Genomic DNA, 13,722 nt, shown 5'->3' with positions numbered 1-13,722 from the left:
GGGATTTCTAACTACTATAAAGAATCTCCCTTAGGCATTTTTATTATATCGATATGATCGAAAATAACCGACTCTCCTTCAACATATCCCACTGTTCCTTTAAAACTTTCATCATCCGAAGAAATATTAGAACTCTCAATTATTTCATTTACGCTAGTATTCCAGATTTCAGATAGTGCTTCTATTATAAGACCTTGTAGGGTTGCCGAATGAAACCATTCCCGAATTTTTATGCTTTCGGGCCAAAATATATAGCTTTCTATATCTCGGCACTGTAAAATAGCTGGTATTCCACAATCAGCCCAAAATGTATTTTCAATATACTTTATTTTACATTTGTTATCTCTTTCATAAATATGCACTTTAGAATCACTAAAAATTACGTATGTATCACTCTTTAACTCTTTCATAATTTCTTTTATTTCATTATAATTTATAGCATTACCGTTATGATATGCAACTTTTAGTTTTTTTGTATTTCCTCCACACCTCCTAACAATTGAAGCACACTCCTCCTCCATATCTAAATCTAATGCCAACTTTGAAATTAATTCTGCTTGGTTAGAGGCCCAATTTTGTAATGATTTTTCCGCAACTAGAGGAATTCCTATATCTCTAGATGCTCTTTCACTATCACCAATAAAAATACCTACAATACCCCATAGTTCTGAAGTTCGAACGCCTCCTACTGTAACTATCCCCTTAAAGATACTATTTGATTTTGCATATATTGTTGGTGTTTCTTTAATAATTAAAGCTCGTGCAACCACTTCATCGTTCTCTATTATTACAGACATATTCTTTGAAAACTCATATAAAATACTTTGCAATTTTGGTTCTAAATCATTAAATTCAGATCTGCCTAATACCCGCTTCAACAACTCAATAGATGAAATTGTTTTCCAGTCATTTGCACGTATAACCGTTTGTCTATTATTATTTTCTTCTATAACAATATTACAATCCATACTCGGACAAAGAGTTTCAATAAGTTCTGCGAATGTCTTTTGGCTTTTTCGATGGCTATTCATAACCAGAATTTTTTCTAAAATACTTTCATTGCTTAGCCATACTCTAACTTTGGTTCCGCCTTCTTTAATAAACTCTAGAGAATTAGCTTTTCTTAATATTGGACGTGAAGAAACGCCATTATTAAATTCCAAGACCAAAGTAGCGTCCCTTCCCTTTTCATAACGCCTTGTTGTGATACTAACCTTCTTTCCCCACATAAATACTGAAAAAAAGCCTATTCCATATCTTCCTGTTGAAGAAAACCCTTTGGACTCGAGGCTAGGAAGTTCTTCATGCATTAATGGAGTTCCCCATAATGAATTCCCAAAATCTAAGAAGGGACCAGTTAAAACTTTTTGAGACATACCAACTCCATTATCTTCAACTTCTATGAATGTACCATCTGCATCTTCACCAATCCTAACAATAATACTACCAAAATCGCCATTCTCATTTTCAAGAACTCTTCTTGCCCTAATTGCATCAGCTGCATTTTGGATTAGCTCTCTTAGTGGGACCATAAGATTTTCACCATATAACTGAGATCCACCAATACATCCAACTAATTTGGCAACATTAGAAACTTTAACATTTATGTTAATAGGTTGCCACCCCTGAACAGAAATCAACTTTGATAATCTTTTAGGATCCTCAATCGCTGAAATGCCACTTGCATTTAATCTCTTTCTATTGGTATCAATTAATAACGAATCTACCAGATTAAGTTCTTCATCAATCATTTTTAATGTATCATGACAAACCCACCAACTTTCAACTTCATTTATAGTAAATGGGGTTTTAGAAGTAAATACCAATTTGTTACGCTCTAATCTAGGCTGATACAATTTTCGTTGGAAATTCCAATGACTATCTGAAACATCAGATAAATCTCTAACAGTTCTTAATAAATTGGGTGCCCTTCGATCATCAATTTGAACTGCATCAGCTATCCTGAGCACACATGCTAATTTTAGAGGATCAATTGTCCAAATTGGAGGAAACATTCCTGGAGCACCTAGAATACTATTAAACTTATCTTCTAATTCATCGACTTTCCACCAATGACTATAAGCAATTAATCCTATAATCCTTCCATATGCTTCTCTTAATTCATAATTATCCATCAAATAAATTTGATTATTTTCTTTATCTGTCCAAGAAATAAGCGCTAACTTTTCTGCTTGCTTTGCATGTAACAATCTTAAAGTATATTCCGTAGCTATTTTTTCAGCATCAGCATAAATATTGTCTCTACAAGTTAATTCTTTTGTTCCATTATTTACAATGGAAGACATAGTATCTTGCCAGATAGATTCCAACTTTAGCTCATCTACTCCATTTGGAAAAGAGGCTAATCCCATTCCCAAATCATGAATAAGAAAAGCTCCTCCTAGAACAAATACTTCTGTGGGAGTTAATTCGAAACTATCTTTTGCAACTAATTCAGCTGTCTCCCATAAAGCATCAATATGAGTTATATCGTGAACTGTATATTCTGGTAAAATATTTGAAATTTCTCCTGCAAGTAGCTTGGCGTTTTCTCTAAAGCCCTCATACGCCACCCTTAATATATCTCTTTCTTTCTCAAAACTATCTGGTTCAAGTTGCTTTGCAAGAGTTTTTTGCCAAATTGTTGTTTGTTCATATCTATTCATTTTACTCCTCCAAATAAATTCTATAATAGTTTCGGGCCATTTCATACTCCTGTGGAATAACCCTGTTTTTATATCCAATTATCTATTTACATTATATCCCATAAAAATTAATAAGTCACCAAATTTTGTAGTTATTGTTTACTGCTTTTATACCTTCTTCCATCATGATATTTTCAGCATTAATTTTAATCTGAATTCCTCCCTGAAAACAAAAAGAAAATTCTATCGGGCTGTGAATAACCACTTTTTTGATAACTGTCTGAAACAAATGTGCATCAAACCTTGTCAGAGGATTTGCATTATTGTGAATGGCTGCCTTAATGCACTCCATCTTCAAATTCTGTTCCGCTAAGGAAATTTGACTGTCAGCCAGTTTATCTGTTTCTTAAATTAACTCACGTAGTTTTTGCTTGCTCTCGTCGGCTTCTACATTAAAGCAATCATCATCAATTTGCTTTTGGGTTCTTATTTTGATTAACTCTTTCAATTCTTTTTTTAAAGAAAAAATTTTCTTAGATAGCCTAGAAAAATCACTCTTCTTTTTGCTCTTTTCTAAGCTTCTGCTGATGATTTTAAAGAACTCATCAAAAAAGATGAACTTGTCTTGAATTACTTGATTATACACGTCAACAAAGGCTCCTTCTATACTGGCCTCTCCACTCCTTTGGTTGGGCAAAAGACGCTTTCCGATGGACATATGTAATAACATTGCCATACGATACGTTCATTTGCTATTTTTGAATTTCAATGCCGTCGCTTTAACGTTTCACCACAGTATCCGCAAATAAGCTTCCCCAAAAATGGGTAACGCTGTGGGTATTTGGCTTTATTTGAATTCTTACCCGATGTCAGCTTCAACCATCACTTTCGCTCTACCTAAACCCTATCCCAATATTCTTTCTAAATAATAGGCTCATGATTATTTTTTACGCAATGATTTAAAGTTTTTATCTGCCAATTCTTCTTGTAATATAAGAATAGGATTCTTAATTGCTGCATAGCAAGAGTGCCACCATAAAGCAAGGGCAGTAAAGCCGTTTATCTTAACAATTGTTTTGTGGTGGCACTTCTGCTTTTTTTGTATTTGAAAGCTGTTGATGAATTTTTCGGAGGTACGTGATATAATAAAAAAATTAAATCTATTCTATTAAACGACAAATCAAAATGTGTTTTTTACAACTGTATTATACTAAAGAATAGTATAATATGCGCAATAGGACATGGAGGAAAAAATGCTATGAAAAGGAATTTTTTACTTTGGAATATTGTAAAAAATAAAGCAGATACTTCAATACAAGAAATAGAAAATGTTTTATACCAATTGAAAACAAATGAAAACAAGATTGTTTTAAAGAGTTTGTTTGTTTATGGTGTGTCTACCTTTGAAAATGCTTTATCAGACATACTAAAAGAATTTTTCAAAGCATTTCCAGAAAAAATACCAGAAAGTTCATTTTCATTTTCCAAAGAACATATTATAAACAATACCGACATCATTCTAGATATATTTTTAGAATCTGCAATTAACAAACTAACATATGGATCTTTAGAAAAATATCTTTCTACATTTACTCAAGTTTTGGCAATTGATAAAATAGAACAAGACATTGATAAACTAATTGAAATTAAGGAAACCAGAAATTTAATGGTTCACAACAATCTTATCGTGAACTCTATTTATCTATCCAAATGCAAACCAAGCTGTATTAGAGCCGATGAAAAAAAGATAAGCAAGGAGTTGCCATTCGATAAAGATTATGCATATAACTCAATAGAATTATGTGCAATCATACTTCGAGATTGTATTGTTATTCCATTAGAAAAGAAATATAATTCTTACACAAAGATAAAAGCTATGAAAGAAATATGGGAGTACCTTTTTAATTCGCTAATTTTGGAATTTGATGACTATTGGGAATATGATAAATTAGGAAATCTAAAATCCTTTAAGTTAGATGAAGAGGACATTATGAGCTATTTCAAGATAAGTTTTTCAACTACCGAGAAAATTCTTGTATCTCAGATAATGTTACATTATTGGGGGTCACTGAGAAATATTGATGGAATTAGCATTGATATTTTTAATATCAATGCTTTATATGGAGAAAGGAAAGATAAATTTTTTTATTTACAAAATGCTTTACTTCGTTATCCCCAACTATTTAAACAGGATATTTCTATAAAAAATTAAATTGCAGATAGGTCGTTAATTAAATTTTTTAGTTTGTAGAGCTAAAGATAAACTGTTTTAAACAAAACATTTTCAAAAGAGCTGCCGTACGGCAGCTCTTTTTTCTTACCACAAGTAGGTGTTATCATCCACTACCACTCGTTTAATTTCCATGCACCATAATAAAGGAAGGTCTATTGCAGATTTCCTTGCCAACCACACCGCTTATCCCAAAAATTAGGACAAAACAAACGAGGATGAATAGAGGTAACCAAATTTCCCCTTTATTTTTTACTTTTTTTCATCTTTCTTCCGTCATGATACTTTTCGGCATCTACTTTGATCTGAACACCGCCTTGAAAACAAAAAGTAAATTCTATAGGGCTGTGAATGATGACTTTTTCTATAATCGTCTGGAACAAATGCGGATCAAATTCTGTCAGGGGATTTGAATTATCATGAATCACTGCCTTGATGCGCTCCATCTTCAAATTCTGTTCCACCAAAGAAATTTGACTATCTGCCAACTTATCCCTTTTTTCTATCAACTCATGTAGTTTCTGTTTCCGCTCGTCCGCTTCTACGTTAAAACAAGCATCATCAATTTGCTTTTGCGTTCGCATTTTGATTAGCTCTTTCAATTCTTTTTCCAGAGCATTAATTTTCTTAGACAACCTCGAAAAATCACTTTTCTTATCACTCTTTTCTAAAGTTCTGCTGATGATTTTAAAGAACTCGTCAAAAAAGCTGGACTTGTCTTGAATCACTTGGTTATAGACCTCTACAAAGGCGGCTTCTATAGTGGCCTCCCCCACCGCTTTGGTTGGACAAAAAGATGCTTTTCGCTGGATATATGTAATACATTGCCAGACGATACGTTCACTTGCTGTGCCTGTATTCCAATGCCGCCGTTTTAATGTCTCACCGCAGTGCCCGCAAATAAGCTTTCCTGAAAAGGGATACCTTTGCAAATATTTTGCCTTATTCGAATTTTTACCCCCTGTCAGCTTAAACCGCCGTTCACGCTCTGCCTGAACCCTATCCCATATTTCTTTCGAGACAATAGGTTCATGATTATTTTCTGCACAATAGATGCTGGCAAGGTTGTTATTATCCACTCGCTTGTGGGTTGAAAAATGTACTGTGACAGTTTTCTGTAGAAGCAATTTCCCATAATATTTTTCATTCATCAAAATTCCTTTTATCGTGGTTTCTGCCCATCTGCTACACCCTGTTACTGTTTTAATCCCGTCTTGCTCCAGTTCTTTTCCAATTTTACCGCAGCCCTTTCCTTCCAGATACTCACTAAAAATGCGCTGCACGATTTTGGCTTCTTCAGGATTAATAATCAAGTTATCATTTTCATCTTTATCATAGCCCAAGAAGCGGCTGCAATTGACAACTGCTACTCCGTCTTTCATACGCTTGCGGATACCCCAAGTGCTATTCTCTGAGATATTCCTCGATTCTTCCTGCGCTATAGATGCTAATATAGTTAAAAGAAATTCGGCCTTACTATCAAATGTGTAAAGATTCTCCTTTTCAAAATGAACCTCTACCCCCACCTCTTTAAGATTTCGGACAGTCTCAACACAGTCAACCACATTTCGAGCAAAGCGTGAAATGGACTTTGTCAAGATGAGATCAACTTTTCCTGTTTTACAAGCCAGAATCATCTGCTGGAATTGCACACGCTTTTTCGCTTGTGTGCCGCTTATTCCTCTGTCAGCAAAAATCCCCACAAACTCCCAATTGGGATTTTCTTGAATCCTCTGCTGAAAATCACTTACCTGTGCGTCAAAGCTCTTTTGCTGTTCTTCTAACTCCGTACTCACACGGCAGTAAGCGCAAACACGTTTTTTGCTCACTGCCTGATTATTACTATCTGTCATTAGAACTTCAGGTTCTATAATTGTTACTTTCTCTCTCATTTCCTACTGAATCCTTTCTGCATGTTACTAGAAACATGCGTCAACATATCGTTTTTGATTTCTTCCTTCTGTTCATAAGAAATCAGCTTTAAGTCATACAGTTTGTTTAAATGACCATTCATCAATTGATATTCCAAATTATTTTTCATGCTGAAACTCAACGCTCCTGTGATAATTGAATTTCAAGCCGCGACTTGATGCGTAATTACATTTTTAACGTATCATGCTTTTTGCTGGATTAAAACGGAATATAAATCAACTTTCCATTTAAACAGATTTATACAACTCAAAAGATCTTGAATTTTTCTTTTACTCTCTCCTTTTTGAAATGATTTTTATGAATCATATTGAGAAAAAAGTACAATTATTCAACATAGCTGTTGAACGCAAAAAATCCCACAGCACAAAAAAGTGCTGTGGGATTCGTCATTCCATTTAATTTCTTACCGTTTCTTTCTTACCCTTGTTTTGTCCATACAAAAAAGAAAGATTTAAAAGAGTAGTGTTGGACTACCTTTATATCATATTACTGAATAACAGAAAATATTCCATTATCTACGATTTTCTTTAAAAGTATTGATTAGCTCTACAAGTATTCCAACCTCTTTGTCAGTTAATCCAGAAATATCAATTGTAGAGTTATGTTTAATGCCAAGTAAATAGTCACTGGACACCCCAAACATTAAGGATAACTCGGTAATCATTTGTGTGCTAGGAATAGATATCCCCATTTCCCAAGCATTCACGCTGCTTCGTGTTACATTTAAGTTTCTTGCCAAATCAGCTTGAGTAAAATTTTTCCTTTGTCGCAACGATTTTATGCTTTCAGAAATCATATGTGTAATCTCCTTTTTGGACATCTTATAATAGTCAAAGAGATATTACATTATCATAATGATGTTTATAATTGACACGCTCATAGCTTTCAGTGTATATTAATGGATATAGAAGTAATTTGGAAAACATTAGGAGGGATACTGTTGAAAAAAGTAAAACGATTTTTATCACTTGTTCTATCCATCAGCGTTCTTATCACCGTCCTATGCTCAAATTCAGTTTCTGCGGCAAACGGTTATGAAGAATATTTCACCGCTGAATCAGTTCCGAGCACCCGAATGGTACAAGACAGCACTTTCACTTACAAGCTGACCCCTAAAAACGCAAAAGATGTGCTTACCTTAGAATCCCAAGACCCCAAGATTGTTCAGGTTGTTTCTAATATAAAAAAGGGAAACAGCTATTATTCTACTATTAAAGCTGTGGGCGAAATGGGACAAATCTGCCAAATGTATGTACAAGTCAAATCAAAAGATTCCGTTGCCCACCCAGCCATTAATTACATTATTATAAAAGAGAGCACTCAGGCAGAAGCCAAACGGCAGGCTACCTTACGTGAACAAGAAAGCTATGAGCCGCCAAATGACAATTACCTCAGTATAGTGAATAATCCTAACCCATCTGACCAAGAAGGTCGTGGCGATGAAATGTATGGTGTAAGTGTAGACATTTCAATCAATGGAGTAACAAGTCTTTTGCCAAAAGAATTAACAATCCCCAAAGACAGTACTGTTAAATTATTTTTTAACACAGTATACGATAAGCGCAACGGAATCATACCTAGCTGGATGTCACAGCCCCCTGGGGTAGAATTTAGTAACCCTGACGTTATCACATACAGTCGCAGCAATACTGAGGTTATCACATATGAGCACAATCCTAAGGGTACGAAAAAAACTAAAGAGGAAATCGGAACTTTTTTAGGTAACAGTATTCGAGCAGTGGAAATCACAGCTTCAGGAGAGGTCGGTGAAAGTACCGATATTATTACTGCCACTATGGGTTCATTATCGGCAAAAACATTCAAATTGATTATTGGCGAAAAAAACTCCCAACCCCAAGGAAAAGGCATTAAACTAGTTCAACCTGAAAAACGTCCTCATGTAAAAGGTTTGTATGGCATTACGGAAATCGGTAGTTATGATGTTTATGATATGAAAAATGTCGGTGTACTTACTCCACTAAAAACTCCTTATGACCCTTCCAGAACCTTTTCGCAACAAGAAAGAGCCTTAAGCGAAAATCTGAACGGATGCTGGGTCGGCGAAAATAACAGCATCACATACAGAGGAACTTCTATGACTGGATTTATAACAAATAGTGGATTCTTTGTTCAGAAAGATGGAAAATTCGGTTTAAAAATTTACCACTGGAGAGACTTTAAAAAAGAGGGGCGCTCTGAACATAACGATTTTTATAACAGTATGTTAAATGCTTTTTGTTTCTTATCTAACGACAAAAAGACGGGCGAAGCCCTGTGGAAGTGGCTAGATGATACTTATACAAATGGTGGTAACATTGACACAAATGATTATGGCTTTGTGGATGATCCAGGCGGAACAGATGGGAATTGGACAGTAACTTATAAAAGGAGCGGTGTAAAAGTAAACATTGTAGCAGATGAAACCAGTATTTCATTATACTTTACACCCAAACAATAAAAATATAAGGAGCAAATAAAAATGGAAGACAGCGCAATTTTTTTAATTATCGGGGTAGTAGTTTCAATTATCAGTGTAGTTGCAGTCAAAAGATTAGCACAGACAGTTTATAACCAGACTGGCTATAATGGATTAAGTGGAATTAATAAACTTTTAATGCTTACACTTTACATTCTGCCTCTTGGTGTGACTATGATGCAAAGCGGAGGCGGCCTAGTGCGAAACGATGCACAGACCAACGGAACCATGCTGATACTATTTTTAGTTCCGCTTGCTATTTTGATTATTCGAAACCTGAAAGCCAAAAACCCTGCTTACATAGTCGGCCTGACGTTACTTCAAGTTTTGTGCGGTTTAATTTTGTTCTTTGTGATTGTTTTTAAATTTGTTTTCCGATCCAACGGAAAAAACTTTTCAATTGACACCAACACAATCAATCAAATGCACCAATCACAAGCAGATCAACGGCACAGAGAAGAAATGGAAGCCCAAGAGGAAGCTGCCAAAAAGGACAAGGCTACTGCCCAAGCCGATGCTTACGCTCGGGGCTGGGGCTATCGGGATTCTGAGGAAGCGGAACGAGAAGGAATCCATACAGGCCACCCGAACAAATAAACAAAGAAAGTGCCACTGTTCTTTTGAGCGGTGGCACTTTCTTATTAAAATGGTAGTGGGTCATTATCTTCATAGGGTTTGTCAATGATAGCTTGATATTTTTGTTCCAATATAGATGCGTCCCCATGGAACAAAAACTGTCCAACACGATAGTTCTCCAGCAGATTTTCAAACGCCTCTGGCTGAAAGTCGTGAAACAAAATAAACAAGTGAGTTGAGCCTCTTACAAATGGTTACGTTTTTTGCTTTAGCTCTGTAATAAAAGTGAGCATCTGTAACACGTTGTGAAACACATGACAATGTGTAAAACGGTGGTTTTCTTCACTTTTTTGAAAGGTATAAAGAAACGGAGCGTTATTTTCCGCAGCAAGATAGCTGTTATAATTATTTTTAAATTTAGTTGATTTTTTAAAAACACCTTTTGCAGTTTCTCTGGTTTTTAAATCATCAAAAATTAAAAAGCAAGCATTTCTATGTTGATCGGAAACCAAAAAACCACGGAAAATCATATCCTTTAGAACAAACTCATCTATCTTGTGCAATTTAGTAAAATGAGCAATCAAGTATTTATTATTCTTATGGTCATGCTGGGATTTTAGCATATCTACTGTACCGCTTTTAGGGGTATCTGCTTCCAGTGCTGGCAAAGGAATTTGATACTTTTGATAAAAATCAAACTCCCAATTTTTATTGAATTCCATATGCGTATAGTGGTAATGAAACAGCAAAGCTGCCGTACGAAAGGGAGTAAACAGACTTTTCCCAATCGCAAACTGTATGACAAAATCAAAGCAAGGGTATGTTTCTTTTGTCTCAACATTGACGGCTAAATTATCTTGTAGCTTATATCTTGGATCTGGTGCAAAGTAAAAACCATCTTCCTTTTGGAGTAGTAGGCTGTCATTGAGAAAAAACAACATTCTGGTTAGATTAAAATTTTGAAATAAGCTTATTTCTTCAGGAGGAACAAATGTCCTTTTATTTATTTTCATAGCAACTGCTTTCATAAGATACACGTCCTTTAATTTATTTTAATCAAACACCTAACGGTGCTATTTTGTATCACCCCAAAGTAGTTGACTGCTGTAACCAGCAACCTCACACTACTCCTTACTCTCATTAAATTAAGCCCCTTGAGGGGTTGGGGTGATACTTGTTTGATTCTATGCTCGCTTTTTTTCAAAAAATCGCAAAAAGTGTTCGAGCAAACATTTTATTATCTCTATATTAAATTTTCCATTGCAATTCCGCTGAATAGTTTTCGTGAAGAATTATGACCGATGAGCCAAATGGTCGTTGAGGTATGCCATTCGCTCTTGGGGCGGTAAGCACTCGTTTTTTTGACACGCTGCATGATATTTTCCCTCATTGCTTTTGGAAATTTTCTGTGACTGTGAACTTCGATACCAACTATCACCTTCACAGCAGAAAACATATTCTCGAGGGATTCACAGGCAAGGGAAATTCGATTGACTAACTCCTGATTTGTTAAGTTATCCACGTCTAAAACAATGGCATAGATGCGAAAAACAGCCTCTGTAGAATCATATCTTGCATCGGAAACATAGATGTTTTTAGCGGCAAGGGTAAACAAATCTTCTTGCATTGTTTTATGTACTCTTGCTTTGCCTGACACCCCCACCCTTCGATCTGCCACATCTTTTGCACGTTGTAAAAGCCGATCCGTTTCCCATTGTAGAGCCGTCGCATCAAGATGATGCTTTTGGAAAAGCTTCATTGCATCTTCCATAAAATCCACATGAGCGGTTGGGGTGTAAAACATTGCATTGCTCTTTAAAATACCTTGTACCATTTGGTTTAGGTCATTTCTATAGATATCTTCATATTGCTTTGCTAACAAACTACTTTTCAGCAACTTACGAATTGAATAACGGGCAGAAGCGTGTTTTAAGCCCCAATACTCAAAAACGGGCTTGGTTGCCAAATAGACTACATTCCTGCCTAACTTTTGTTTGCGCAGCAACCCTACCTTTAAAAACTTTTGGGATTCCCCTCGATACGCTAAATCTTCAAACTGTTTTTTCAAACATACTCCACCCAAGCCAAAAACCAGCACCCAAAACAGCTTTTTACTACCTTGTATAAACGCAAATTGTTCCTCTTTTTTTGTAACCATAGTATCAACTCCTATATTTTTTGATATTGAATTTCTAAATTAACTGCAAGTGAATATTCTTCTTTCGCTTGCAGTTCGGCTTCACCGTAGTTGTTTGTAACGCACTCGAATAGCACGGTATGTTCCCCTTCTTGATATGCTCCATCGGGCACACTTATTTGATTTTGCTCCCACATTCCTTTCAGCTGTACCCAGCGTGAAAAATCGTCTTCCCGAAGCCTGTCTAACATTTGCTCGAACTGGCTTCTCAGTTCCTGCTCTGTGCGCCATGTTTCCCGTTGCTCGGGAGAAAGGCTCAAATACTTGTTTGTGATCGCAATATCATGTAGAGGACTTGCCGAACGGTAAAGACTGCGGCTATTCATTTCATCTATGTGCTTTTCACACCATCGAAAGCCACCATGAGAGAAACGGTAACATTCCACTTGTTCTTTCCCTTTTTGGTAAAGGCAACGTTCTATTACTCCTTCGTGACAAAATGCTTTTATCCTCGAGTCTGTTAAAAAGTTCTTTAATTGGGTTCGGTTCATATAGCCACAGCACCGCATTGCCTGCATTGCTTGTACATCTCGTTGATTGATTACTTTGATATAATGTTTTTTTCTCATTTAGATTGCCTCCTTAGTAGGAACACGAAGTGCCGAGCGGAAAAAGCCACGAAAGCAATGTTCACTGTGGGAACATGGTGGTGCAGCCAGCTTTCATGAGCGGTTTCTCGCATTTGACAAAAATGTGAGAAATTTGGAGTGAGGCACTTCGCAATTACCTTCATTTATTCTATTGTTCTTTTCGGGTCATTATCAGTTTTTCAGATGCAATACGTTAACGTATTTGAATGCAAAATCGGTTTTGGCAGGGTTTGAAGAACTTTGCGACGAATTCATTAGCCGATGTTTGAATTGTAGCTTGAATTTTATAATAATAAAACAGAATATAAATGCAGTTTAAATTTAAAGTATGCAGAACAACTTTATACTTTAAATGGCTACACCATTCAACACAGCAAAGAAGTAAATGACGCTGTCTTGAAAAAATGCTTTCGGCTTGGTTTCCCTCTGGCTTACGCTAATGCACTTCTATACAAAGCAGGGTATTCTTGTTTAAATAGCCGAATTTTCTGCACAAAGAAGCCAGAATTTATTATAGAAGACTTCGGAACTCCACCAGCACCAGAGAACAAAGTACAATTTATTAGAGAATTACGATTTGCTACAAAGCATATTACAAAGTTTGTAGCGAGCAAAAAGAGAATTGAAGATGGACATAACAAAAAAATAGCCGACTATCGGCAAAGAATTAAAAATTTTGAACCTGAGATTTTTGCTCTGAATAATGAAATTGCTGTTCTTAAAAATACAAAAAGTCATTATGAAAGCAATTTAGAACGAAATAAAGGTAATTTGAAAAGAACCCAAATTGAACTTAGAAAAAAAGAACGTGCCCTTGGTGGGGTTCATCGAAAAATTCAAATGTTTAAGGAAAGTATTGAGGTACACGAAAAAGCTATTAATGAGCTGTATCTAACTTTCTATTCCTGTTTGGAATACTTTGGGTATGAGAATAATTACTATGGGGATATTTACTTAGATGATGTAGAGATTTTACAGGAAGCATTTATTGAGATTCTTTTAGAACATGATTCGCATTCACAGTTTATTATATAAAGAAAGATAGCCGCCCAAATGGACGGCTATCTTTCTTTTGA

Annotated in this window: 12 protein-coding genes; 4 read left to right on the top strand and 8 right to left on the bottom strand. The window is 35.6% G+C overall.

The genetic code is table 11. The features are described 5' to 3' along the window. Positions 1–14 precede the first annotated feature (14 nt). The 3 genes from C1A02_RS00435 to C1A02_RS00425 form a co-directional block, all read right to left on the bottom strand. Positions 15–2,666 carry an HD domain-containing protein gene (locus tag C1A02_RS00435; protein ID WP_164997119.1) on the bottom strand — a complete coding sequence of 884 codons (2,652 nt, stop codon included), beginning with the start codon at positions 2,664–2,666 and terminating at the stop codon, positions 15–17. A 115-nt stretch (positions 2,667–2,781) separates the two neighbouring features. After that, positions 2,782–2,997 (bottom strand): hypothetical protein, encoded by a 216-nt coding sequence (locus C1A02_RS00430; RefSeq protein ID WP_101696243.1) that lies wholly within the window; start codon positions 2,995–2,997, stop codon positions 2,782–2,784. 54 nt (positions 2,998–3,051) lie between these two features. Then, entirely contained in the window at positions 3,052–3,381 is a 330-nt protein-coding gene (locus tag C1A02_RS00425) for a hypothetical protein (RefSeq protein WP_101696242.1), read from the bottom strand. A gap of 522 nt (positions 3,382–3,903) precedes the next feature. Between C1A02_RS00425 and C1A02_RS00420 the strand changes: the two genes are divergently transcribed. Continuing rightward, positions 3,904–4,857 carry a hypothetical protein gene (locus C1A02_RS00420; protein ID WP_101696241.1) on the top strand — a complete coding sequence of 318 codons (954 nt, stop codon included), beginning with the start codon at positions 3,904–3,906 and terminating at the stop codon, positions 4,855–4,857. A 263-nt stretch (positions 4,858–5,120) separates the two neighbouring features. Here the strand turns inward: C1A02_RS00420 and C1A02_RS00415 are convergent, their stop codons facing one another. Then, entirely contained in the window at positions 5,121–6,767 is a 1,647-nt protein-coding gene (locus C1A02_RS00415; protein WP_101696240.1) for a recombinase family protein, read from the bottom strand. Between the two features lie 551 nt (positions 6,768–7,318). Further along, positions 7,319–7,603, bottom strand: a complete 285-nt coding sequence (locus C1A02_RS00410) for a helix-turn-helix transcriptional regulator (RefSeq protein WP_101696239.1) — start codon at positions 7,601–7,603, stop codon at positions 7,319–7,321. Between the two features lie 144 nt (positions 7,604–7,747). On the opposite strand from C1A02_RS00410, the gene C1A02_RS00405 reads away from it, so the two are divergent. Next, complete coding sequence (locus tag C1A02_RS00405; RefSeq protein WP_101696238.1) at positions 7,748–9,265, top strand: hypothetical protein; 1,518 nt, start codon at positions 7,748–7,750, stop codon at positions 9,263–9,265. 21 nt (positions 9,266–9,286) lie between these two features. Continuing rightward, positions 9,287–9,880, top strand: coding sequence for a hypothetical protein (locus C1A02_RS00400; protein ID WP_101696237.1), 594 nt, complete (start codon positions 9,287–9,289; stop codon positions 9,878–9,880). A 233-nt stretch (positions 9,881–10,113) separates the two neighbouring features. On the opposite strand, the gene C1A02_RS00395 is transcribed toward C1A02_RS00400, so the two are convergent. The 3 genes from C1A02_RS00395 to C1A02_RS00385 all read right to left on the bottom strand — a co-directional run bounded on the left by C1A02_RS00395 (position 10,114) and on the right by C1A02_RS00385 (position 12,625). Next, positions 10,114–10,887 (bottom strand): hypothetical protein, encoded by a 774-nt coding sequence (locus C1A02_RS00395; protein WP_101696236.1) that lies wholly within the window; start codon positions 10,885–10,887, stop codon positions 10,114–10,116. Positions 10,888–11,102: 215 nt separating this feature from the next. Then, entirely contained in the window at positions 11,103–12,017 is a 915-nt protein-coding gene (locus tag C1A02_RS00390) for a hypothetical protein (RefSeq protein WP_101696235.1), read from the bottom strand. A gap of 11 nt (positions 12,018–12,028) precedes the next feature. Continuing rightward, a complete protein-coding gene (locus C1A02_RS00385; protein ID WP_101696234.1) occupies positions 12,029–12,625 on the bottom strand; it encodes a hypothetical protein in 597 nt (198 codons plus the stop codon). A gap of 417 nt (positions 12,626–13,042) precedes the next feature. On the opposite strand from C1A02_RS00385, the gene C1A02_RS00380 reads away from it, so the two are divergent. Next, positions 13,043–13,681, top strand: coding sequence for a hypothetical protein (locus tag C1A02_RS00380; RefSeq protein ID WP_101696233.1), 639 nt, complete (start codon positions 13,043–13,045; stop codon positions 13,679–13,681). The last annotated feature ends 41 nt before the right edge of the window (positions 13,682–13,722 follow it).

Source organism: Clostridium minihomine, assembly GCF_900240385.1.
GTDB classification, from domain to species: Bacteria; Bacillota; Clostridia; order Oscillospirales; family Acutalibacteraceae; genus Faecalispora; species Faecalispora minihomine.
This window is presented reverse-complemented; position numbering and strand designations above follow the sequence as displayed.